The sequence below is a fragment of the Sphingomonas sp. ID1715 genome (genome assembly GCF_013044515.1).
Lineage (GTDB): Bacteria > Pseudomonadota > Alphaproteobacteria > Sphingomonadales > Sphingomonadaceae > Sphingomonas_B.
The window spans coordinates 175,123-197,848 of the sequence record NZ_JABEPR010000006.1; the positions used below are offsets into that span (position 1 = coordinate 175,123).

A 22,726-nucleotide genomic window follows, 5' to 3' on the forward strand; every position below is an offset into this window, starting at 1 on the left:
CCCCGATCGAAGCGCGCGCCTATAGCCGCTTTGCCGCGCACGTCAAGCACGGGAACGGCTGGCGTGGCCTGCTCGTTCGGCGCTATCACCGTAACGATCCGCAGCCAATCGAGGGAAAGATCATGGCCGACACCCCCGCCGACAAGCCCAAGCGCCGCCGTACCGCCAAGTCGGAAGGGGCGGAGACGCCCGCGGCCAAGCCGGCGCGCGCCAGCCGCGCCAAGGCTTCGGCCAAGGCGGCGGAGGCAAAGCCGGGCACGCGCACCAAGAAGGCCGCGGCGCCGACGATCACTCAATCCACGCCCGAGAAGCCGGCGCGGCCGCGGAACGCCAAGGCCGCGCCCAAGCCGCCCGAAGGAACGGCTAAGCCCGCGCCGCGCAAGCGGGCCGCGCCAAAGGCAGCCGCTGCCGTTGCCGCGCCCTCCGCACCAAAGTCGACCTCTGCACCAAAATCGACTTCTGCACCCGCACCCACACCCGCGCCGGTTCGAGCGAAGGAGCGCGAGTCCTTCCCCGAGCCGCCGAAGATGGGCTGGATCGCGGCCCTTGGCGCCGCTGCGGCGTTCGGCGGCGCCTGGTTCGTCTGGCGCGCCTCGCGCGCGGAAGAGCCTGATTATCAAACCATCGAGAGCGACGGCGCCGTCGAGATCCGTAAATATCCGTCGCTGGTCACCGCCGGCACGCAGGTGCGGGGAGAGCGCGAACAGGCGCTGCGCGACGGATTTCGCACGTTGGCCGACTATATCTTCGCCAAGTCTCGCCCCGGCGCCAAGCTGCCGATGACGGCCCCGGTGCTGGCCGACGCACCCGGCGATGGTGGCTGGCGCACGCGCTTCATCATGCCACGGGGCAAGGCGCGGGCTGAACTTCCGGCGGCTCCGCATGGCGTCGAGCTGACGGCAGAGCCGGCGGCACGCATCGCCGCCATTCGCTTTTCCGGGCGCGCCGACGACGCGACGCTCGAGACGAAGGAAGCCGAACTGCGCTCATGGCTGCAGACCAAGGGCCTGCCGCATGAAGGCAAGGCGGTGCACGCCTTCTACAATGCGCCATTTCTGCCCGGGCCGTTCCGGCGCAACGAAGTGCTGGTGCGGTTGAGCGACGAAGGCGGCATGAGCGCCTGAAGACCGCCCGCAACAGCAGCCAAGTCCCGAGCCTCAGGCAACTCGTTGAGTAACTGAAACTTCTGCGCCTCTCGCAGGTTTAATGAAGTCAGTGACTGTCGTCGACACTGTATCGGCGGCGGCACCTCGGGAGTGTTGTTTATGGTCAACGGGTCGCACCGTCCGGCCGCGTCCATTCGCGGCCGGAGGGGCCGTGCTTTGCCCGCGCCAGGGCGAACCGGCCGGCTGCCGGCCGTCAAGTTCGCGGCGGCGTTCGCGCTCGCGGCGCTTGGCTCCGCCACCACGATGGGCGAGGGGCTGTTGAGCGCCGGGGCGGCGGCGGTCGCTCAGGCCACCGACCTGGTCGCCGACCGCTCGCCCGGCGCACGAACCGGCGCGTCGATCACCAAGGGCAAGCCGCGCATCGATGTCGGCAGGGTCGCGCGGGCGCTCCCCCGCATCCGCGACGCGCGGGCCTCGTCGCACCCGCCGGCAGCGCGCGCGGCTCAGGCCCTGCCGCGTGCGGCCGCTGCCGCGCCTGTGGCCGCGGCGGCGCCAGCCTTGGTCGGGCCGGCTGTCGCAGAAGGTCCGGTCGCGTTCTTCGGAGCGCCGGGCGGTGGTGGCGGATTCATATCCGGCCCGGGCGTGTTCCTGCCCTCGTTCGGTGGTGGCGGCGGCGGCGGTGGTGGGATCGTCCTGTTGCCGCCCGAAGAAAGCCCGCCGGAGACGGTCGTCCCTCCCGTCGCGGCGCCGGTGCCCGAACCATCGTCCTGGGCATTGCTGATTGTCGGCTTCGGCGTCATTGGTGCAGCATTGAGGACGTCGAAGGAGAGCCGGCTGCGCAATGGCTGACGCTCGGTCCGGGTGGGGCCGCTGGACGCTGCGCGCGTTGGCCGCGGCGCTGTTGGCCGGCGTGATCGCGCGCGTCGGCACCGATCCGGTCCGGCCTGCACCGGCGCCAGCGGTCGCGACGGCGCCCGCCAACCCGGATCGCGTCTTTACCTCGCCGCGCGAGGCCATTGCCCTGTCGGGCGTCCCTGCAGGTGCGGTCGAAAGCGTGCTCAAGGTTTCGGCACCGATGCATTATGGCGACGCGATCTGGCGGGAAGCGGGCGTTCCCGCCGGCCCGATCTGGGTGCGCGTCGATCGCCGTTCGCAAATCCTGTCGGTCTTTCGCGGCCCGCACGAGATCGGCACGGCGGTGATCCTGTATGGCGCGCCCGAAAAGCCGACGCCGGCGGGGCGTTACCCAGTGCTTGGCAAGGCGGCCTATCACATCTCGCGCACTTACAACGCCGAGATGCCCTATACGCTGTGGCTCACCCGTGACGGCATCGGCATCCATGCCGGCAATGTCCGCGAGGGCGCGGCGACGCATGGCTGTATCGGCGTGCCGAAGGACTTTGCCCGCCGCCTTTTCGACCTGGTCCAGGTCGGCGATCCGGTGGTGATCGTCTAGGACCCCTAAGGTCTTTCCTTCCCGTCCGCTTTCCGCTAAGGGCGCCCGCTTCCAGGCACATGCTGTGGGAACAAGCCGCGGGAGAGGCATTATGCCTCGTCTGTACCGCTAAACTTGAAACGGGTTCGGCGCAGCGTCGCCAGGCCCATCTAGAGAGTGACTTATGGCTAAGAAAATCACCGGCTATATCAAGCTGCAGGTGCCCGCCGGCGCCGCCAACCCGTCGCCCCCGATCGGCCCGGCCCTGGGTCAGCGCGGCGTCAACATCATGGAATTTTGCAAGGCTTTCAACGCCCAGACCGGCGATCAGGAAAAGGGCACGCCGCTGCCGACCGTGATCACCGTCTATGCGGACCGCAGCTTCTCGTTCGAGACCAAGACCCCGCCGGCTTCCTATCTGCTGAAGAAGGCGGCGAACCTGAAGTCGGGTTCCAAGGAGCCGGGCAAGGCCGTCGCCGGCCGCATCAAGCGCTCGCAGCTCGAAGAGATCGCGAACGCGAAGATGAAGGATCTGAACGCGAACGACATCGCCGCCGCGACGAAGATCATCGAAGGTTCGGCCCGCGCCATGGGCCTCGAAGTGGTGGAGGGCTGATCCATGGCCAAGCTGACCAAGAAGCAGAAGAATTGGACCGTCGATAGCGAGAAGCTGCACGGCGTCGATGAAGCGATCGCGCTCGCCAAGCAGTATGCCACCGCCAAGTTCGACGAGACGATCGAGGTCGCGCTTAATCTCGGCGTCGACCCGCGCCATGCCGACCAGATGGTCCGCGGCGTCGTGACGCTGCCCAAGGGCACCGGCAAGACCGTCCGCGTGGCCGTGTTCGCGAAGGGCGCCAAGGCCGACGAAGCGCGCGAAGCGGGTGCCAATGTGGTCGGCGCCGAAGACCTGCTCGAAACCGTCCAGGCCGGCACGATCGACTTCGATCGCTGCATCGCCACGCCGGACATGATGGGCCTGGTCGGCCGTCTGGGTAAGGTGCTGGGCCCCAAGGGCCTGATGCCGAACCCGAAGCTCGGCACGGTGACCATGAACGTCGCTCAGGCCGTCAAGGACGCCAAGGGCGGCCAGGTCGAGTATCGCGTCGAAAAGGCCGGCATCATCCATTCCGGCATCGGTAAGGCGAGCTTCCCGGCCGAGGACCTGCGCGCGAACTTCGACGCGCTGGTCGATGCCGTCGTCCGCGCCAAGCCTTCGGGCGCCAAGGGCAAATATGTCCGCAAGGTCGCGGTCAGCTCGTCCATGGGCCCGGGCATCAAGGTCGACGTGGCCGAAGTCGCGACCGCCTGATCCTAACCGGATTGAACAGTAAGGGGCCGGTTCACGCCGGCCCCTTTTTTTGTCGGCGCCTCGTCGCGTGGGCTGACAGCTCCGTCGCCTCGGCTTGGCGGCGCGGGCGGAATTTGTTAACGGCGCAGCCGACAGGAGGAAATTGACTGATGTTGCTTGAAGTTATGACCAGCCTGCTGCTTGCGGGCGCGCCCGAGGCGGTGGCGAATTCCAGTGCTTCGACCGATCAGCCGCAAGCCGAGCGCAAGATCTGCCGCAAGCAGATCGAAACCGGCTCGCTGATCAAGGGCAAGAAGGTCTGCTTCACCGCGAAGCAGTGGCAGAAGCTCGCCGACGCCAATCGAGAAGAGGTGGAGCGCACCTCGTCGATGGGCAGCTCGTCCGGCAAATAGTGGATGCGAGGTCCGGCGGATCGCCGGACCCCCTTACTTGACGCGCTCGACCTGCTCGAACTCGAGCTCGACCGGCGTCGCGCGACCGAAGATCGACACGCTCACCTTCACGCGACTGCGGTCGAAATCCAGTTCCTCGACCACGCCGTTGAAGCTGGCGAACGGGCCGTCCAGCACCTTGACCTGATCGCCGATCTCGTAATCGACCTTGATCTTGTTCTTAGGCGCAGCGGCCGCGGCTTCTTCCTTGGTGCTGAGAATGCGCGCGGCCTCCGCCTCGCTGATCGGCTGCGGCTTGTTGTTGGTGCCCAGAAAGCCCGTCACCTTCGGCGTGTTGCGCACCAGGTGATAGACATCGTCATTCATCTCGAGCTTGGCCAACACATAGCCGGGGAAGAACTTCCGCTCCGATTGCACCTTCTTGCCGCGCCGCACTTCGGTGACGGTCTCGGTCGGCACTTCGACCTTCTCGACGAGCCGATCGAGGCCCATGCGCGTCGCTTCGGACAGGATGGCGTCGCGGACCTTGTTCTCGAAACCGGAATAGGCGTGGATGATGTACCAGCGTGACATGTGTGTTTGGCTTCCCGTCAGGCGGCGAGGTTGAGGAGCATCTTCACAATCGCGGAAAAGACCGAGTCGATGCCGAAGAAGAAGATGCCGAGCAACGATGTCATGATGATCACCATGACGGCGGTCATCATCGTCTCGCGACCGGTCGGCCAGACCACCTTGGCGGTTTCCGCGCGCACCTGCTGCACGAACTGAGGGATGTTGCCGATCTTCGCCACTGTCTTGTCCGTCTTTCGGGTGAACGCCCCCGTCCGGGCCAGCGCCCGAGAGAAGCATCACCGATGTAGTGAGAGTTGAAGGGCTATAAAGGGCAGGGGCGGGGGAGGCAAGGGGAGCGGGCGAGGAGTTGAACGGAAGAGGTTGCCCCACACCGGTTTGGGCTGAGCTTGTCGAAGCCCTCCCTTCTTTCTGGCGTGGGAGCCGACACGGGAGTTAATCCCGTGTCGTCAGTCGCTGCGTCCGCAGCGCTGGCCGGCTGTTCGCGTCCGCTGTGCGGAACGGCGCGCTGCTATCGCTGCGCGCCTCGCTCCGGCTTGGCAGGAGTGGAGGGACTCGAACCCCCGGCCCTCGGTTTTGGAGACCGATGCTCTACCAACTGAGCTACACTCCTGTGCCGTGCCGGGCGCTCTAGCTGCGCGCCCTCCCGGGTGCAAGGCTCAGGCGGCGGCGCTCTTGCGTCCGGACGTGAACAGCGCCCGTGCGTCCGCCGCGATCATCGGGCGGCCGAACAGATAACCCTGGACCTTGCGGCAGCCGAGGCGCCGGATCATCGCCAGCTCGTCGTCGGTCTCCACGCCCTCGGCAGTGGTGGCCATCCCCAGGCTGTCCGCCAGCGCGACGACGGCGCGGATGATCGCGACGCTCTCCGGCGCATTGCGGGACGCACCCTGCACGAAGCTGCGGTCGATCTTGATCGTCGAGAATTTGGTGCGGCTCAGATAGCCCAGCGACGAATAGCCGGTGCCGAAATCGTCGAGCGACAGGTTGACGCCCATCGCCAGCACGTCGCGCAGCACTGCGATCGCGTGCGGCGCTTCGGTCATGAACACGCTTTCGGTGACTTCGAGTTCGAGCCGGTGGGGCGGCAGGCCGCTCCGCTGCAACGCATCGGCGACCGATTTGGCGAAGTTGCGATCGTGCAGCTGTTCGGCCGAGATGTTGACCGCGACGCGCACCGTCGACGGCCAGATCACCGCTTCCTGGCAGGCGGCGTTCAGCGCCCATTCGCCGATCGGCCCGATCAGCCGCGCTTCCTCGGCGAGTGGGATGAACTTGTCGGGCGGGACATTGCCCAGCTGCGGGTTCTTCCAGCGCATCAGCGCTTCGAAGCCCTCGATCGTGCCCGATTCGGCGGACACGACCGGCTGATAATGCAGCTCCAGCTCCTTGTTGGCGAGCGCGCGGCGCAGGGCGATTTCCATCACGCGCCGCTCTTCGGCGTTCACGTGCAGTTGCGGCTCATAGACGTGCAACGTGCCGCCGCCGGCATCCTTGGCCCGGTGCAGCGCCAGATCGGCGGAGCGCATCAGCATTTCCGCGCTGTTGCCGTCGCGCGGCCCGATCGCGGCGCCGATGCTCGCGCCGACATAGAGGATATGATTGTCGATGTCGTAGGGGTGGGACAGCTCGTCGATGATCCGGTGGGCGAGCTTCTCGACGCGGCCCTGATCCGATCCGTCCTTGATCACGACGCCGAACTCGTCGCCGCCCAGTCGGCCGCACAGTTCCTTGGCCGTCATCAGCGAGGCGAGCCGTTCTCCGACACGGGTCAGAAGCCGGTCGCCGACCGCATGCCCCAGCGTGTCGTTGACGCTCTTGAAGCGGTCGATGTCGATGATCAGAAAGGCGCAGCGACTGCGCCATTGCTCGGCCTCGGTCAGGGCCGATCCGATCGCTTCGGCCATGTGCAGGCGGTTGGGCAGGCCGGTCAGGGTGTCATAGCGCGCCATGCGGTTGATCTTGTCGGCGGACCGGCGCTCGGCGGTGACGTCGCTGCCGGTACCGCGAAAGCCGGCAAAGCCGCCGCGCCCGTCCTGATCCGGCCGTCCGTTCAGTTCCCACCACAGCGTTTCGCCGGCGATCTGCACCGGCAGGATCAATTCCTCGAAGGCTTCACGCGCCTTGATCTTCTCCGACAAGGTGCGGAGCGCCGCCGAGAAGTTGCCGCTTTCCCAGGTATCGCCGGCGAGCAGCTGCAGGAAGGACCGGCCTTCCAGGGCTGCCGCTTCCTGGCGGAAAGCGTAGGCGAGCCGCGCCGATACGCCGGTCAGGTTGCGATTCGCGTCGATCTGCCAGCTCCAGTCGGCGGCATGGTGATCGTCGGCGGCATGGAGCGGCTGCGCACTGACGACGGGCAAGGCGGCAAAGCCTGTCTCGCCGCCATGATCGCGCGCCCGCTGCACGCACCGCTGGATCAGCACCGCGTCGACAGCCAGCGTCGCCAGGGCAACGGAAAAGGCAGGCCAGAAGCCGGCCGCGCCGCTGACGATCATCCAGGCGATCGCCACCAGCGGCACTGCCGAAGCGAGCAGCACATAGCCGGCCACGCCCGAGGCGGACGGCAGGGCGGCGGACGAGGTGCGCAGCGTCATAGACCCGCGACGCTAGCGGGCCTTAGTTGACATAAGGTAAGCGTTTGGAACTCAAGCCGCGAGCGGCTGGATCTCGCCCGACAGATAGAGGTTGCGCGCCTTGGCCCGGCTGAGCTTGCCCGAGCTGGTGCGCGGCAGTGTGCGCGGTGGCACCAGTTCGACCACGCAATTCATGCCGGTGATGCTGCGCACCTTGTCGCGGATCGCGTCGCGCAGCCGCGCGCGCTCGTCCTGATCGGAGGTGCGGCACTGGACGAGCACCGCCGGCGTTTCCTCCCCGCCCGGCAGAGTGATCGCAAAGGCCGCGATGTCGCCCGCCTTGAAGCCCGGCAGCTGCTCCACCGCCCACTCGATGTCCTGGGGCCAGTGATTCTTGCCGTTGATGATGATCATGTCCTTGGCGCGGCCGACGATGTAGAGATAGCCGCCCGACAGATAACCCATGTCGCCGGTGTCCAGCCAACCGTCGACCAGGCAGGCCGCGGTCGCATCGGGATCGCGGAAATAGCCGGCCATGACCGACGGCCCTTTGCACCAGACCTTGCCGATCGCGCGTTCGGGCAGCGGCGAGCCGTCCTCGTCGCGCACTTCGACCGTCATGTCCTTGACCGGCTTGCCGCAATTGACGACGGCGCGGAACCGTTGCGGCCCGTCATTGGCGGCGGCGCCGCCCGACAATTCGGTTTCTTCGACGAGCTCTACCTCGATCCCTTCGCCCGGCGGCATGATGGTGACGGCCAGCGTCGCTTCGGCCAGGCCATAGCTTGGCAGGAAGGCACTGGCCTTGAAGCCGGCATCCGCAAAGGCGTCGACGAAGCTCTGCATCACGTCGGGGCGGATCATGTCGGCGCCATTGCCCGCCAGGCGCCACCGGGACAGGTCGAACCGGTCCGAAGCGCGCGTCTGGCTCGACATGCGGCGCGCGCAGATGTCGTAGCCGAAGGTCGGAGAATAGCTGATCGACGTGCCCTGGTTGCGGCTGATCAGGTCCAGCCATGCGAGCGGGCGCCGCGCGAAATCCTCGGTTTTAAGATAGTCGACCGACACCTGGTTGGCGACCGGCGACAGCATGCAGCCGACCAGGCCCATGTCGTGATACCAGGGAAGCCAGGAGATGCAGCGGTCGCTGTCCTGCACTTCCATCCCATGCGAGTGGGCCGACAGGTTGTTGAGCAGGGCGCGGTGCGTGACCGCGACGCCGTGCGGGAAGCGGGTCGAGCCGCTCGAATATTGCAGATAGGCGATGTCGTCGGGCTGGGCCGCGGGAAGTTCGGTCGGCAAGGCCGCGATGGCGCCGAACGACTCCCAGTCGGTAGCGGCCACCCCCGCCAGCCGCGCCGCCTCGCTCGCCATGCTGTCGAGCTCGGCCGGGTAAAGCAGCAGCACCGGATCGCAGCTGTCCAGCTGCACCTTCAGCTGGTCGACATAGGCCGCGGCACCGCCGAAGGAGGTGGGCAGCGGCAGCGGCACCGGCCAGGCTCCGGCATAGATGGCGCCGAAGAACAAGGCGGCGAAATCGGGTCCGGTCTCCGCGATCAGGGCGACGCGGTCCGCCTTGCGGACGCCGCGCGCGATCAGCCGGCCGGCATGGCCGAGCGCGTCCTGGCGCAGCTCGGCATAGGAATAAGGCCGGGCAAGCGTGCCGCGCGCGTCGCAGAAGTTGAAGCCGCGCCGGCCTTGCGCCGCATAATCGAGCGCTTCGCCGAGCGTGTCGAAATCGGAAAAGCGACGCGGCAGCGCATCGTCGGTCGGAGTGGCGATCAAATCTGTCATCTTCTGAGTGTACGACCCTGTTTGGACGGCGACGGGCGTCTGCAGCATCGCGAATAGCCCTTTTCTTCTTGCCTCAACCTGCTCGCAGCCTGAAAACTGCGCGGCATGACGCCAATGCAACTCGTCCTATTCCCTCTCCGGGCGGTCTAAATCGGACCTGACTGTGGCACAATCGTGGCGTCATGACCGGCAGGTGCCGCCGCTCGACGAGGCGGCGCTGGAGCGGCTCGCGCTCCGCTATGTCGAACGCTACGCCACCAGCCGCGCCAAGCTGCGGCGCTATCTCGAACGGAAGCTGAGGGAACGCGGCTGGGGCGGCGACGCGCCGCCGGACCTCGTGCAGCTCGCCGACCGCTTCGCCGAGCTCGGCTATGTTGACGATCAAGGCTTTGCCTCCGCGAAGGCGGGAGCGCTCGTGCGCCGCGGCTATGGCCCGCGCCGCGTGAGCCAGGCTTTGCGCGCCGCAGGCATAAGCGAGGTTGAAGCGGCGCCGGCCGAAAGCGAGGCACGCGACGGCGCCTGGGCGGCGGCGCTCGATTTCGCCAGGCGCAAGCGGCTTGGGCCGTTTGCGGCGGCGCTGCCGGATCGTGCGGGCCGGGGCAAGGCGATCGGCGCCTTCCTTCGCGCCGGCCACGATCTCGCTACCGCCCGACGGCTGACGGACGCCCGGCCCGGTGAAATCCCGGAGCGGGACGATCGTTAACGAAGCGTGAATCTTCGTTTCGGATTTGAGACAATTGAGCTATGGTCCACGTAGCGAACAGGGGGTTACGTCGCGTGAAAACGGAGAGGAATGTTGCGCCAGTGCTCGCGCCGGGGGGCGACGAGTGCTGGGACGACGATCTGCCCAGCGGGCAAGTTCATGAACTGGAACGGCATTCCGGTGCCGTCAAATGGTTCGACGCGACGCGCGGGTTTGGCTTCGTCGTGGCCGATGGCGATGTCGGCGACATCCTGATCCACTTCTCCGTGCTGCGCGATCATGGCCGGCGCAGCCTTCCCGAAGGCTGCCGAGTCGAATGCCTCGCCGTGCGCCGGGATCGCGGCCTGCAGGCACGGCGGCTGATCAGCTTCGATCTCAGCACCGCGACCGGTCCGGACCTCGACCTCTTGTCCGCGCCGCGCGACCGGGTCGATCCGCTGCAGCTGGCCGACGAAGCGGGCGATCCGGAGCCCGCCTCGGTCAAGTGGTTCAATCGGCTGAAAGGCTATGGCTTTCTGATCCGGGGCACGGATGGCGCCGACGTGTTCGTGCATATGGAGACCTTCCGCCGCGCCGGCATCATCGACGTTCAGCCCGATCTGCAACTGGTGGCGCGCATCGCCGAGGGCCGCAAAGGGCCGCTCGCGGTCGAGGTGCAGGCGCGCGCATAAGCGCCTTTCTTCCGCGCGCAGGGGCGGCTAAACGGCCTGCCCATGGGTTTGCTCGCATCGATCTTCACCTGGTGGAACGGCGCCACCATCGGCACCGCGCTGCACACGCGCCGTCATGGCGGTAAGGTCGGCGAGGACCAGTGGGGCAATGTCTATTTCGAGGCGAAGAAGCCGGACCCGGTGTTCGGCACCCACCGGCGTTGGGTGATCTACAAGGGCGCGAACGATGCCAGCCGCGTGCCGCCGGAATGGCATAGCTGGCTACACCACCAGGCGGCCGATGTTCCGGACAAGGCGCTGCCGCCGGCCCGTGCCTGGCAGAAGGAGCCGGTGCCGAACCTGACCGGGACGGCGCAGGCCTATCGCCCGCCCGGCGCGCTGGAAGCCGGCGGCGTGCGCCCGGCCTCTACCGGCGATTACGAGGCGTGGAGCCCCGACCAGGCATGACCCGCGCCGTGACGCTGGCGATCGGCTTTGCCGCGCTGGCCGCGATCGCCGGCGGGGCCGTCGCGCTGCAGAATGAGAGCGCGGCGCCCGTCTCGACCGCAGAGCCCCCGGTGGCGAAGGCGACTCCCCGGGCCCCCGCGTCGCAGACCGCCGAGGCGCCGCCGCCGATCCAGGGCAAGGAAACGCCGATGGGCGAGCGTGTCGCCGTCATCGGCCTGCTCAACAAGCGAAACGGCATCTCGCGCGACCTGACGATGAAGCCTGGCCAGGCGCTGCGTGCCGGCGACGTGATCGTGCGGCTGCGGGCGTGCGAGACCACCGCTCCCTGGGAAGTGCAGAAGCTGACCGGTGCGTTCGTGCAGGTCGACCGTCAGGGCATCGACAAAAAGTGGCGGCGGGTCTTTTCCGGCTGGCTGTACAAGGAGTCGCCGTCGTTGAACGTCGTCGAGGACCAGATCTATGACGTCTGGCCCAAAAGCTGCACGATGACGCGGCCGGAGATCGGCCCCGCCACCATCCGCGCCGCATCGGGCGTATCCTCCGGTGGCGATGCGCCGGCCAGGCGGTCGAGCGCGCGGAAGTCTGGCAATGACGCGCCTGCGGCCGCCCCTCCCGCGCCGGCCGCCACGGCTGCACCCAGCAATCCGACATAGACCTGGCGCGGCACTTCGATCGCGCCGAGCGAGGCGAGGTGTTCGGTCAGGAATTGGCAGTCGAGCAGTTGATAGCCGCCAACGCGCAGTCGCGCGACCAGATGCGCCAGCGCGACCTTGGAGGCATCGCGTGCGCGCGAAAACATGCTCTCGCCGAAGAACGCACGGCCGAGGCTGACGCCGTAAAGCCCGCCGGCCAGCGCGCCGTCCTGCCAGCATTCGATCGAATGGGCATGGCCCCGCGCAAACAGTTCGTTGCACGCGCGCTCGATCTGACCGTTGATCCAGGTGCCCCCCTCGCCGATGCGCAACTCGGCACAGGCGCGGATCACATCGGCAAAGGCGCGGTCGGCGGTGACGGTGAAGCGATCCGAGCGCACCGTCTTGGCGAGTGATCGGGAGAGGTGAAAGCCGTCGAGCGGCAATATGCCGCGGCTCGCCGGCTCGACCCAATAGACGTCGCGGGCGCGCCGGCTGTCCGCCATCGGAAATATGCCGGCCGCATAGGCGCGGAGCAGAAGATCGCAGTCGAGCGGCCGCATCGCTCCTTCAATAGCGGCGCCGAGCGGCAGGGAGGAAGGGATTTCCCTCCCGCCGCCCAGCCGCTAAGGCGGCCCGCCCTTCAGCTAAGGTCTTCCGTGCGCGCGTTTCTGATTGCCTTGTTCTGGTCCGTTGTCCTGGCGACGCTTTATGCGACGCTGCGGCCGCTGCTCGTCCATGTCCCCGTCTCGGATAAGACGCAGCATGCCGTCACCTTTGGCGTGCTGATGCTGCTCGCAGGGAGCGCCTATCCGCGCGTGCGATTGGGCTGGCTGGCCGCCGCGCTCGCCGTGTTCGGCGCGCTGATCGAGATCCTGCAGCCTTATTTTCACCGCGACCGCGATGTGCACGACTGGATCGCCGACTGCATCGGCATCCTGATCGTCGTGGCGCTTCTGTGGCTATTGCGTCGCTGGCTCGGCTCAGACAGCCGGCATCTGGTCGAGCCAGAGTTGTAGCGGGCGCCAGGGCAGCGGCTTTTCGAAGCTGATGCCGGCGACATCGCCCTTGGTCCAGCGCACCAGCGCGTTGGTGGCGGCGACGTCGTCGATCGCCACCACGACCGGCGCATCCTTTTGTACCGGCTGGTCGATGCGGCAGCTGAGGCCGGTGATCGAAATGTCGAGGGTCGTGCCCGGGATCGTCTCGCCGTCGGCGATCAGACGCAACGGCCCACAGCGGGCGAAGCGCGGCGAGCGGGGGCGGACGCGCAGCAGCGACCCGCGCTCCTCTTTCAGCATGCGCTCGACATTGATCGGTTCTTCCAGCTCGACGCCGGCGCCCTGGTCCTTCGCCCAGCGGACGATGCCTCGCATCTGCTTGTCGGACCGCAGTTCGATCGCCAGCGCCTGCCCCACAGCCGGCGGATGCAGGCACTCGAACATCAGCCCGTCCGCCGAGATGTTGCGCACCACGCACAGCTGGTCGCGCCCCTCCCACACGCCCCGCGCGACGCGCAGCACCGAGATATGGCGCTGGCCGGTCCGGCGCTCATGATCGTCGTCGGGCATTTCGGGCTGAAAGGCGAGGGCGGTGTTCATGATCGGCAACGCTAACCCCAATCGCCTAAATTCCACTTAATTTGCGGCAGCGGTTCGTGCCGCCTGCGGAACCATGTCGTCCCCGGTCGCGTTGGCGCAGGAAAGGGGTTCGCGTTTGAAGTCGATCGGTCTGGCCGCGGCGGTGCTGGCGTGGGTGCCTGCCAGCCCGGCGCTTGCCCAAGGGACTCTGCCGGGCGAGGCGATCGTGCCCGATGCGGAGTTCGAATCCGCACTGCCACGTATCGAGGACAGCCTCGATGCGCCACTCGGCAGCATCGAAGATTTCAGCCAGCCGCCTGCGCCGGTGCAGGACCCGGCCTTGACCGAGCCGCTACCGCCGCTCGCCACCTTCGATGTGACCACGCCTTCCACCCCCGTCGCGGCCGAAGAAGAGGAGAATGCGGCGACGGTCCGCTACCGCGTCGCCGTCGAAGGGCTGGACAAGGTCGATCTGGAGGGGCGCTTTCGCGGCCTCTCCGCGCTGGACAAGGGCGATGGCCAGGCGGCCAATGGTGCCGTCATCTCCGCCCGGGCGCGCGAGGATGAGCGGCTCGCGCTCACCATCCTCCAGTCCGAAGGCTATTATGATGCGGTCGTCACCTCGCGCGTCGAGCCGGTCCCGAACGAAGCCAATCGCAGCGTCGCCACGATCAGCGCGGTGCCCGGGCCCCGCTACAAGCTCGGGGCCATCGCCGTCACTGGTCCCGCCACCCAGCCCCCGACGCTGGCTCGCGACGCGCTGGAGCTGAGGCCCGGCGATCCGGTCGTGGCCGCCGACATCGAAGCGGGCGAGGCGAACGTGCTGCTTCGCCTGCCGCAGAATGGCTATCCGTTCGTCGATCTCGGCAAGCGCGACGTGCTGCTCGATCCCGAGACGCGGCTGGCCGATTATACGCTCCCGGTCGATCCCGGCCCGCGCAGCAGCTTTGGCGGCGTGGCCACGACCGGTAAGCTTGCCTTCGACGCCCGCCATGTCGGCATCCTGACCCGGTTCAAGCCCGGCGAGCTCTATGACAGTCGCAAGGTCGACGATCTGCGCGAGGCGATGGTGGCGACCGGCCTCTTTTCCAGCGTCGCCGTCGAGCCGGTGCGCACCGGCCAGCCGGGTCCGGACGGCACCGAGCGCGTAGACCTGAACGTCGTGCAGCAGGCGGGGCCGCCGCGGACGCTCGCGGCGCAAGCCGGCTTTGCGACCGGCCAGGGCTTCACGCTGCGCGGTAGCTGGACGCATCGTAACCTGTTCCCTCCGGAAGGCGCGCTGATCCTGAGCGCCGTCGCCGGCACGCTGGAGCAAGGCGCCGCCGTCACCTTCCGCCGCAACAATGCCGGCAAGCGCGACCGCACGGTCAGCCTGTCGCTCAACGCCGCGCATCAGGATTTCGAGGCCTATGAGGCGTTCACCGCCCAGCTCGCCGGCCGCATCGCGCGCGAATCGACGCCGATCTGGCAAAAGCGCTGGACGTGGAATTACGGCTTCGAGCTGATCACCACCGACGAACGCCGCAAGGTACCGGGACGTTCGACCGGCGACGGCACCTATTTCATCGGCGCGCTGCCGGCGCAGCTTGGCTATGACCGCTCGAACAACCTGCTCGATCCGACCAAGGGGTATCGGCTGACCGCGCGGATCAGTCCCGAGATCTCGCAGCGTGCCCATGGCGGCATGGAGCAATATGTCCGCGGGCTGCTCGACGGCAGCGTCTATTATCCGGTCGGCGACAGTTTCGTGCTCGCCGGCCGCGCGCGCTTCGGTTCGATCGTGGGTGCGCCGCGCGACGAGATCGCGCCTTCGCGCCGCCTTTATGCCGGCGGCGGCGGGTCGGTGCGCGGCTTCGGCTATCAGGAGCTCGGCCCGCGCGAGATCGTCGCCAACCCGAAGTTCGATCCTGAGAAGCCGAAAAAGGCGTCCGAGTTCCTCGCCGTTCCGCTCGGCGGGCGCAGCGTCAACGAGTTCGCGGTGGAAGGCCGCTATCGCTTCGGCAACTACGGCGTCGTCGCCTTTCTCGATGTGGGCCAAGTCTATGAAAGCAGCATGCCGAAGCTGTCCGACCTGCGCTTCGGCGCCGGCATCGGCGGCCGGCTCTACACCAATTTCGGCCCGCTCCGCGTCGACGTCGCCACGCCGCTCGGCCGCCGCAAGGGTGAGTCCTGGCTGACTGTCTACGTATCGATCGGACAGGCCTTCTGATGCGGGCGCGGCGGATCGCGCTCTGGGCCGGCGGCATCCTGCTCGCGCTCGCCGCACTGGTGGGGCTGGCGCTGCTCGGGCTCAACACCGATCCTGGGCGCCGCTTCATCGCCGATAAGATTGCGGGCTTCTCGACTGCCTCGGGCCTGCGCTTTCAGGTCGGACGGATCGAGGGGTCCATCTATGGCCGGATGGTGCTCCGCGACCTGCGGGTCAGCGACACCAAGGGCGTGTTCGCGACGGCGCCGCGCATCGACCTCGATTGGCGGCCGTTCGCCTATGTCCGCAGCCATGTCGATATCCGCTCGGCGACCGCGCCGCTGGTGACGCTGATGCGCATGCCGGTGCTGAAGCCGGTGCCGAGCGATCCGAACGCGCCGATCCTGCCCGATCTGGACATCGATATCGGCCGCCTGAAAGTCGACCGGCTGGTGCTGGAGCCGCCGGTCGCCGGGCAGAGACGCGTGGCGAGCATCGAAGGCAGCGCCCGCATCGCCGATCGGCGCGCCCAGGTCCGCGCCAATGCAGTCGTGCAGGGCGGCGGCGACCGGCTCCGGCTGATGCTGGACGCCGTGCCCGACGACAACAAGCTCGATATCGACGCGCAGCTGACCGCCCCTGCCGGGGGCGTGGTCGCGACCATGGCCGGGCTTAACCAGCCGCTGCAGGCGCAGATTGCGGGACGGGGCAGCTGGCAGGCGTGGAACGGCCGGGTGCAGGCGGCGCTGGGCGGCCAGTCGCTCGCCGACCTCGCACTGACCGCACGGAACGGCAGCTTCACGCTGCGCGGCCCGACGCGGCCCTCTCTCTACAATCCGGCGCTGGTGCGGCTCGGGCCGGTGCTCAATGTCGACGCGAGCGCGAGCGTCGACAAGCGGATTGCCGACACCCGCTTCGCGCTCCGTTCGGATGCTCTGTCGGTCGATGGACAAGGCGAGGTCGACCTTGCGCACAGTCGCTTCGGGGCGCTGCGCATCGATGGCCGGCTGACTCGCCCGGCTTCGTTGGCGCCCAATCTCAGCGGCCGCGACGTGCGGCTGCGCATGTTGCTCGACGGGCCGATGGCCCGACCGGTGGTCGATTATCGCCTCACTGCCGATCGCATCGGCTTCAACGACACGGTGGTGGAGGGACTGCAGGCTGCCGGCCGCGCGCGCGTGAACGCGGACCGTATCATCATCCCGGTGGCCGCCCGCGCCGCGCGCATCACCGGCCTCAATGCGTCCGTCGCCGGCTTGCTGACGGATGTGCGGATCGACGGCGACCTTGCGGTCAGCGGGGACACGATCCTGTCCGACAATCTCCGCATCCGCTCGCCGCAGATCGACGCCACGGCGGTGGTCGTCGCCGACCTGTCGAGCGGCGTCTATCGGGGCGGACTCAAGGGCCGGATCAACAATTACCTGATCCAGGGCGTCGGGATCATCGGCCTCGAAACCGATGTGAACCTCGTCACCACGCCGCGCGGCGGCTTCGCGCTGACCGGACGCTTCGCCGCGCAGACGATCCGCATCGACAATGAAAGCGCGCGCAACCTGCTCGGCGGCCGCACTTTGGTGACGGGGCGTATCGCCTATGGCGATGGCGGGCTGGTCACGATCAGCCGACTGCGCGTCGCCGCGCCCAAGCTGCGGATCAGCGACGGTGGCGGCACCTATCGGCCGGACGGCAGCATCAACTTCCGCGCGACCGGCGTGTCGAACGATTACGGGCCCCTGGCCGTGCTCGTCACCGGCACTGCCACCCGGCCGCAAATCCGCATCCGCGCGTCGCGGCCGAATATCGGCGTGCAACTGACCGATGTCGACGCGGTGATCCGATCCACCGGCAATGGCTATGCGATCACCGCGAGCGGCGGTTCGCCCTATGGGCCGTTCAGTGCCGACCTGTTCGTGCGTGCCGGCGGCGGACCCTTGGCAGTCGATATTCGCCGGGCACGCTTCGCCGGCATCGATTTCGCCGGACGGGTCGTGCAGACGGCGGCCGGTCCGTTCGCTGGTCAGTTGAGCCTCAACGGTTCCGGCTTCATCGGCACTGTGCGCCTCGGCGCACAAGGCCGCATCCAGACGGCGCAAGTCTCGGCGCGCGCCGTGGACGCCGTGTTCCCGGCCAATCCGCCGATCCGCATCGCCCGGGCGCTGATCGAGGCGCGGCTGGTGCTTTACCCGACGGCGCCGCTGATCGTGGCTGATGTGCAGGCCGCCGGTGTCCGACAGGGCACGCTGCTCGTGCAGACGGCCCGCGCCCGGATCAACTATCAGGGTGGCCGCGGCACCGCGGCACTGGTGGCGAACGGGCGGAGCGGTGCCACGTTCAACATCGCCGCCAATGCCGATCTGTCGCCGGGTCTCTACCGCGTCGCGATGCAGGGGCGGGTGAACTCGGTCCAGTTCCGCCTTGCTCGCCCGGCGGTGATCCGGGCTGACCGCGGGGGCTATCTGCTGGAACCCGCCGCCATCGTGCTGCCTCAGGGCCAGGTGCGCCTCGCCGGCCGCTATGGTCCGGGCCTGGAGCTGCGCAGCCGCTTCGACAATCTCGACCTGTCGGTGCTGAACGCCTTTGCGTCCGGCGCCGGGGTGGGCGGTCTCGCGACGGGCAGCCTGACCTTCGCGCAGGCGGGCAATGCCTTCCCGCGCGCCGACCTGCGGCTCGATATCGACAATTTCACCCGCTCGGGCGCCGCGGTGGTGTCGGAGCCGGTCGACCTCGCGCTGCTCGGCACGTTGCGGCCTGAAGGCGGCGTCCTGAACAGCGTGATCCGCCGCGGCGGCGTGGCGATCGGCCGGCTGCAGGCGCGGCTGCAGCCGGTCGGCGCCGGCGGCAGCTGGACGGAGCGCCTGCTCGCCGCACCCCTTGCCGGTGGCATCCGCTATAATGGTCCGGCGAGCGTGCTCTGGTCGCTGACCGGCATCGCCGACCAGCAGCTGACCGGACCGATCGGCCTTGCCGCCGATTTCAGCGGGCGGGTCCAGCGCCCGCAGCTGACCGGCATCGTCCGTGCCAACGCACTCGGCTATGTCAATGAAAGCTACGGCACCCGCATCCGCAACATCCGCCTGACCGGCCGCTTCACCAATGACCGGCTCGAAATCAGCGAATTTGCGGGGCAGGCGGGCGAAGGCACGGTCGCCGGCCGGGGCACGATCGGCCTGTCGTCCGCTGCCGGTTACCCGATCAACATCAGCGCCACGCTGAACCGGGCGCGGCTCGCCCGCTCCGATGCACTCGGCGCCACCGCGAGCGGCGAAGTGCGGCTGGTCAAGGCGGCCGGCGGCAACGCCACTATCTCGGGCGATGTCCGGCTGCCCGAGGCGCGTTACCAGATCGTTCGCCAGGGCGCGGCCGAGGTCGCGGTGCTGGAAGGCGTGCGCCGCAAGGGCGCGCCGCCGCCCTCCAACCAGCCAGATGAGGCCGAGCCGCTGCCCGGCTTGTTCAATCTCAACCTGCGAGTGCGCGCCGACAACCAGATTTTCGTGTCCGGCATGGGGCTCGAATCCGAATGGTCCGCCGATGTGCGCGTCACCGGCACGTCCGCCGCTCCCGCGCTCACCGGTCGCGCCGACGTGATTCGCGGCACCTACAGCTTCGCCGGCCGCCGCTTCGAGCTCGACGATACCAGCCGCGTCACTTTCGAGGGCAGCACCAATCCGGTGCTGAACATTCGCGCGACCGGCGACGTGCAGGGCACCGCGATCACCATCGTGATCGGCGGCCGTGCGCTCAATCCGCAGGTCAGCTTCACCTCCAACCCGCAGCTGCCCCAGGACGAGTTGCTCTCGCGCGCGCTGTTCGGCGAATCGCTCACCAACATCTCGGCGATCCAGGCGGTGCAGCTGGCGGCGGCGCTCAACAGCCTGCGTGGCGGTGGTGGCGGCCTGAACCCGCTCGGCAAGCTACGTTCCGTCGCCGGCATCGACCGCCTCCGCATCTTGGGCGGCGACGAGACGACCGGCCGCGGCACGGCCGTCGCTGCCGGCACGTACATCTCCAACCGCATCTATGTGGAGTTCATCACCGATGCGCGGGGCTTCACCGCGACCCAGATCAACGTGGCACTATCGCGGGCGCTGAGCCTCTTGTCGCAGGTCAGCAGCTTCTCCGGCACCAGCGTCGAGCTGCGCTACCGGAAGGACTATTAACCGCTCTGGCAGTGCTCCGGGGCAGGCCGGAGCCCTGTGGCGCAACGCTCCGGCCTTCGCCGGAGCACAAATTTGATCAACCTCTCAGTGCAGGACTGAAGGTCAGCTCGAAGCTGTTCCACCCGAACTCGTACAATTCAGGCGGCAGCTTCAGCGGCGAACAACGGACAACCGAGGCGATCGCCGCTTCGGCCATCTCGTCCGCAAAGATCTGGTTGCTCGGCGTCACGCCGCTCTGCGAGATGACGGTCGGCAGGCCCAGGATCGTGCCATCGGGCGCATAGCGCACATGCAGCCGCGTCGTGATCCGCTTCCCCTCGCCCATGATCTTGGGCGTGCGGTAGCAGCGGCGCACCTGCGCGGCGGCATCCGCCGTGACCTTCCGCGCCAGCTCCGGCGCAATGCCGCGCGGGGCGGAAGCCGTGGCGCAGGCCGACAGCGAGGTCAACAATAGCAAGGAAACAAGCAGCGTCCGCACGGCGGCATATTACCCGCTCGCCCCGAGCGAAGTCGAGGGGCGCCTGTCGCGGAAGGGAGGGCCTTGTTCTTCAGCTCCGCGGCTTCGGCGGACCACGCCGTCCGCCGGGCCGTCCACCAGGACCGCCGGGTCCACCCGGACCGCCGCCCGGCCGGGGACCGGGGGCCGGCGGCCGCCTTTGGCCGCGTCCGACAACGGGCGCCGGCGCCGGCGCACGCCGCTCGGGCGTGCCGCGGCCGGGCTGCACGGAATAGCCTTCCTTCAGCAGGCGCGTGAACGCCGCGCGCACGTTGGTCGCGATTGCCGCCTGCACATCCTCCGGCAGATCGGCGAGCGTCACATTGGCGTGGATCGCGTTCAGATCACGCAACAGGGTATTAGGCAGGCCTTTGGACGCCGTCTTCAGCGCCTGGATCGAGTCGATCACGGCGGAGAAGATGATCTCCTGCATCAGGTCGGTCGCGCTTTTCGTCATGCCGCCCCTGTAACGCGTGGCGGCGCTTTTGGTAGCGGCTTCGCGTCCAGCGGCTAAAGGAAGCGCGGTGAACGACTATGATGCGATGGTGCTGGGCGGTGGTGCCGCCGGACTGATGTGCGCGGCGGTGGCCGGACAGCGTGGGCGCCGCGTGATCGCCGTCGAACATGCCGATGCGCCGGGCAAGAAGATCCTGATCTCGGGCGGCGGCCGCTGCAACTTCACCAATATCCACACCGCGCCCGACCGCTACCTTTCCGCCAATCCGCACTTCGCCAAGTCCGCGCTCGGCCGCTACACGCCGCAGGATTTTCTCGGCCTCGTCGAAAGGCACCGCATCGCCTGGCACGAAAAGACGCTGGGCCAGCTCTTCTGCGACGGTTCGGCCCGGCAGATCGTCGACCTGTTGCTGGATGAATGCGCGGCAGGCGACGTCGAGCTGATGCTCGGCCAGGCGCCGGGCGAGATCGCGCACGCCGACGGCCGCTTCCGCGTTCAGGTCGGCGCCCGCGTGCTGCACGCCCCTGCGCTCGTCATCGCGACCGGCGGCCCGTCCATCCCCAAGCTCGGCGCCACCGGCTTCGCCTATGATCTCGCCCGCCGCTTCGGTCTGAAGCTGGTCGAGCCGCGGCCCGCGCTCGTCCCGCTCACACTCGGTGGCGAGGAGGCGCTGTTCCGCACGCTCTCCGGCGTCGCCACCGAAGTGATCGCCAGCGCCGGCAAGGCGTCGTTCCGCGAGGCCGCCCTGTTCACGCACCGGGGGCTGTCCGGTCCCGCCATTCTCCAGGTGTCGAGCTATTGGCGGCACGGCCAGCCGGTCGCGATTGACTTCCTGCCGGACCGGACGCCCGACTGGCTGATCGAAGCCAAGCGCACCTCGCCGCGCGCGACGCTTCGCAGCGAACTCGCCCGCGCACTGCCCGACCGTCTTGCGGATACCCTGTCCGAACGGCTCGGCCTCACCCGCGAACTGGCCAACCTTCCCGACGCCCAGTTGCGCGCCGCCGCCGCCCGCCTCGCCGGATGGACATTCCAGCCGAATGGCACCGAAGGCTTCGCCAAGGCCGAAGTAACCGTCGGCGGCATCAGCACGGCCGAACTCTCGTCGCGCACGATGGAGTCGCGCAAGCTGCCCGGCCTCTATGCGATCGGCGAAGCCGTGGACGTGACCGGCTGGCTCGGCGGCTATAACTTCCAATGGGCGTGGGCGAGCGGCTGGGCCGCCGGCGTTGCGATCGGAGAAAGGCCATGAAGCGCCTGTGCGGGATTCGCTCGGATTCGGTCAGGGCGGAGCGGCCTTCGCGGCCACGAGCATGGCTGATTGCGGAGAATACGGGGAAAATCAAAAAGTTCCGAAAGGCCGGATTCGGCGGTTGACGGCTCTGAATCACCCCCATATATGCGCCTCCACCGCAGCGACGCGGACCACTGGTCCCCACTGAGGCGGTCATCGGAACAAGGGCATCGGTCACCCTAGCAATAGGGCAGGATCGACTGTCCTTCGTTTTCGGCTCTTTGACATTGTTGATGAATGATGAAGGGACATGTGGGCGGCGGCTCCGGTCTGGCACGGCTTCTGGGCGTGTTTGGATCGGTCAAAGCTTAAGTCTGTCTGTATGTCCTTCACGTATCCATACGTAAGGAGGGTGCCGTTTCTGACGGTGCCTTCAAGTGCAGGCAGGCTCCTAGGAATGAGCGGTTTGTGGTTGGGACTATTCCTCCTGATTGCAGATCGGACATCAAACTTGAGAGTTTGATCCTGGCTCAGAACGAACGCTGGCGGCATGCCTAACACATGCAAGTCGAACGAGACCTTCGGGTCTAGTGGCGCACGGGTGCGTAACGCGTGGGAATCTGCCCTTGGGTTCGGAATAACTTCGGGAAACTGAAGCTAATACCGGATGATGTCGTAAGACCAAAGATTTATCGCCTGAGGATGAGCCCGCGTGAGATTAGGTAGTTGGTGGGGTAAAGGCCTACCAAGCCGACGATCTCTAGCTGGTCTGAGAGGATGATCAGCCACACTGGGACTGAGACACGGCCCAGACTCCTACGGGAGGCAGCAGTGGGGAATATTGGACAATGGGCGAAAGCCTGATCCAGCAATGCCGCGTGAGTGATGAAGGCCTTAGGGTTGTAAAGCTCTTTTACCCGGGATGATAATGACAGTACCGGGAGAATAAGCCCCGGCTAACTCCGTGCCAGCAGCC

21 protein-coding genes, 1 tRNA gene, 1 rRNA gene and 1 pseudogene are annotated in these 22,726 nt (G+C 67.6%); 15 read left to right on the top strand and 9 right to left on the bottom strand.

The window, feature by feature from the left end; all coding sequences use genetic code 11:
• Positions 1-122 precede the first annotated feature (122 nt).
• The 6 genes from HJG53_RS14685 (at position 123) to HJG53_RS14710 (ending at position 4,245) form a co-directional block, all read left to right on the top strand.
• Positions 123-1,124, top strand: a complete 1,002-nt coding sequence (locus HJG53_RS14685) for a heme-binding protein (RefSeq protein ID WP_171131846.1) — start codon at positions 123-125, stop codon at positions 1,122-1,124.
• 198 nt (positions 1,125-1,322) lie between these two features.
• Positions 1,323-1,955, top strand: coding sequence for a PEPxxWA-CTERM sorting domain-containing protein (locus HJG53_RS18860; RefSeq protein ID WP_171131848.1), 633 nt, complete (start codon positions 1,323-1,325; stop codon positions 1,953-1,955).
• Positions 1,948-2,562, top strand: a complete 615-nt coding sequence (locus HJG53_RS14695; RefSeq protein ID WP_171131850.1) for a L,D-transpeptidase family protein — start codon at positions 1,948-1,950, stop codon at positions 2,560-2,562. The genes HJG53_RS18860 and HJG53_RS14695 overlap by 8 nt, the downstream gene beginning before the upstream one ends.
• 163 nt (positions 2,563-2,725) lie before the next feature.
• A complete protein-coding gene (gene rplK / locus HJG53_RS14700; RefSeq protein ID WP_171131852.1) occupies positions 2,726-3,157 on the top strand; it encodes a 50S ribosomal protein L11 in 432 nt (143 codons plus the stop codon).
• 3 nt (positions 3,158-3,160) lie between these two features.
• A complete protein-coding gene (rplA, locus tag HJG53_RS14705) occupies positions 3,161-3,853 on the top strand; it encodes a 50S ribosomal protein L1 (protein WP_171131854.1) in 693 nt (230 codons plus the stop codon).
• Between the two features lie 164 nt (positions 3,854-4,017).
• Complete coding sequence (locus tag HJG53_RS14710; RefSeq protein WP_171131856.1) at positions 4,018-4,245, top strand: hypothetical protein; 228 nt, start codon at positions 4,018-4,020, stop codon at positions 4,243-4,245.
• Between the two features lie 33 nt (positions 4,246-4,278).
• Here HJG53_RS14710 and nusG read toward each other — a convergent pair whose 3' ends face one another.
• From nusG to HJG53_RS14735, 5 genes are all read right to left on the bottom strand, one after another.
• Positions 4,279-4,818, bottom strand: a complete 540-nt coding sequence (gene nusG, locus HJG53_RS14715) for a transcription termination/antitermination protein NusG (RefSeq protein ID WP_171131858.1) — start codon at positions 4,816-4,818, stop codon at positions 4,279-4,281.
• 17 nt (positions 4,819-4,835) lie between these two features.
• Entirely contained in the window at positions 4,836-5,036 is a 201-nt protein-coding gene (secE, locus tag HJG53_RS14720) for a preprotein translocase subunit SecE (RefSeq protein ID WP_171131860.1), read from the bottom strand.
• A 316-nt stretch (positions 5,037-5,352) separates the two neighbouring features.
• Positions 5,353-5,428: transfer RNA gene (locus tag HJG53_RS14725), tRNA-Trp, on the bottom strand.
• Positions 5,429-5,474: 46 nt separating this feature from the next.
• Positions 5,475-7,409 carry a bifunctional diguanylate cyclase/phosphodiesterase gene (locus tag HJG53_RS14730; protein ID WP_171131862.1) on the bottom strand — a complete coding sequence of 645 codons (1,935 nt, stop codon included), beginning with the start codon at positions 7,407-7,409 and terminating at the stop codon, positions 5,475-5,477.
• Between the two features lie 51 nt (positions 7,410-7,460).
• A complete protein-coding gene (locus HJG53_RS14735; RefSeq protein WP_171131864.1) occupies positions 7,461-9,182 on the bottom strand; it encodes a fatty acyl-AMP ligase in 1,722 nt (573 codons plus the stop codon).
• A 163-nt stretch (positions 9,183-9,345) separates the two neighbouring features.
• On the opposite strand from HJG53_RS14735, the gene HJG53_RS14740 reads away from it, so the two are divergent.
• The 4 genes and pseudogenes from HJG53_RS14740 to HJG53_RS19195 all read left to right on the top strand — a co-directional run.
• Positions 9,346-9,885, top strand: a complete 540-nt coding sequence (locus tag HJG53_RS14740; RefSeq protein ID WP_171131866.1) for a RecX family transcriptional regulator — start codon at positions 9,346-9,348, stop codon at positions 9,883-9,885.
• A gap of 140 nt (positions 9,886-10,025) precedes the next feature.
• Positions 10,026-10,556, top strand: a complete 531-nt coding sequence (locus HJG53_RS14745; protein ID WP_254447814.1) for a cold-shock protein — start codon at positions 10,026-10,028, stop codon at positions 10,554-10,556.
• A gap of 42 nt (positions 10,557-10,598) precedes the next feature.
• The gene (locus HJG53_RS14750) at positions 10,599-11,003 is read left to right on the top strand and encodes an NADH:ubiquinone oxidoreductase subunit NDUFA12 (protein ID WP_171131870.1); all 405 of its coding nucleotides are present in this window, start codon (positions 10,599-10,601) and stop codon (positions 11,001-11,003) included.
• Between the two features lie 254 nt (positions 11,004-11,257).
• Positions 11,258-11,425, top strand: a pseudogene (locus tag HJG53_RS19195) (DUF2155 domain-containing protein); the annotation flags it as partial.
• A gap of 35 nt (positions 11,426-11,460) precedes the next feature.
• On the opposite strand, the gene aat reads toward HJG53_RS19195, so the two are convergent.
• Positions 11,461-12,198 carry a leucyl/phenylalanyl-tRNA--protein transferase gene (aat, locus tag HJG53_RS18870; protein WP_171131872.1) on the bottom strand — a complete coding sequence of 246 codons (738 nt, stop codon included), beginning with the start codon at positions 12,196-12,198 and terminating at the stop codon, positions 11,461-11,463.
• Positions 12,199-12,294: 96 nt separating this feature from the next.
• Between aat and HJG53_RS18875 the strand changes: the two genes are divergently transcribed.
• A complete protein-coding gene (locus HJG53_RS18875) occupies positions 12,295-12,654 on the top strand; it encodes a VanZ family protein (protein WP_171131874.1) in 360 nt (119 codons plus the stop codon).
• On the opposite strand, the gene HJG53_RS14770 is transcribed toward HJG53_RS18875, so the two are convergent.
• Positions 12,619-13,236 carry a PilZ domain-containing protein gene (locus HJG53_RS14770; protein WP_171131876.1) on the bottom strand — a complete coding sequence of 206 codons (618 nt, stop codon included), beginning with the start codon at positions 13,234-13,236 and terminating at the stop codon, positions 12,619-12,621. The genes HJG53_RS18875 and HJG53_RS14770 overlap by 36 nt on opposite strands.
• Before the next feature lie 115 nt (positions 13,237-13,351).
• Between HJG53_RS14770 and HJG53_RS14775 the strand changes: the two genes are divergently transcribed.
• Positions 13,352-15,424 carry an autotransporter assembly complex family protein gene (locus HJG53_RS14775; RefSeq protein ID WP_254447803.1) on the top strand — a complete coding sequence of 691 codons (2,073 nt, stop codon included), beginning with the start codon at positions 13,352-13,354 and terminating at the stop codon, positions 15,422-15,424.
• Positions 15,424-19,563 carry a translocation/assembly module TamB domain-containing protein gene (locus HJG53_RS14780; RefSeq protein WP_171131880.1) on the top strand — a complete coding sequence of 1,380 codons (4,140 nt, stop codon included), beginning with the start codon at positions 15,424-15,426 and terminating at the stop codon, positions 19,561-19,563. Before HJG53_RS14775 ends, HJG53_RS14780 begins: the two co-directional genes overlap by 1 nt.
• Positions 19,564-19,639: 76 nt before the next feature.
• On the opposite strand, the gene HJG53_RS14785 is transcribed toward HJG53_RS14780, so the two are convergent.
• Both HJG53_RS14785 and HJG53_RS14790 read right to left on the bottom strand, forming a co-directional pair.
• Complete coding sequence (locus HJG53_RS14785) at positions 19,640-20,014, bottom strand: hypothetical protein (RefSeq protein WP_254447804.1); 375 nt, start codon at positions 20,012-20,014, stop codon at positions 19,640-19,642.
• A 97-nt stretch (positions 20,015-20,111) separates the two neighbouring features.
• On the bottom strand, positions 20,112-20,516 hold the full coding sequence (locus HJG53_RS14790; RefSeq protein WP_171131882.1) for a hypothetical protein: 405 nt from the start codon (positions 20,514-20,516) through the stop codon (positions 20,112-20,114).
• 85 nt (positions 20,517-20,601) lie between these two features.
• Between HJG53_RS14790 and HJG53_RS14795 the strand changes: the two genes are divergently transcribed.
• Together HJG53_RS14795 and HJG53_RS14800 are read left to right on the top strand one after the other, a co-directional pair.
• Positions 20,602-21,768 carry an NAD(P)/FAD-dependent oxidoreductase gene (locus HJG53_RS14795; protein ID WP_171131917.1) on the top strand — a complete coding sequence of 389 codons (1,167 nt, stop codon included), beginning with the start codon at positions 20,602-20,604 and terminating at the stop codon, positions 21,766-21,768.
• A 489-nt stretch (positions 21,769-22,257) separates the two neighbouring features.
• Positions 22,258-22,726, top strand: a 16S ribosomal RNA gene (locus tag HJG53_RS14800); the annotation flags it as partial.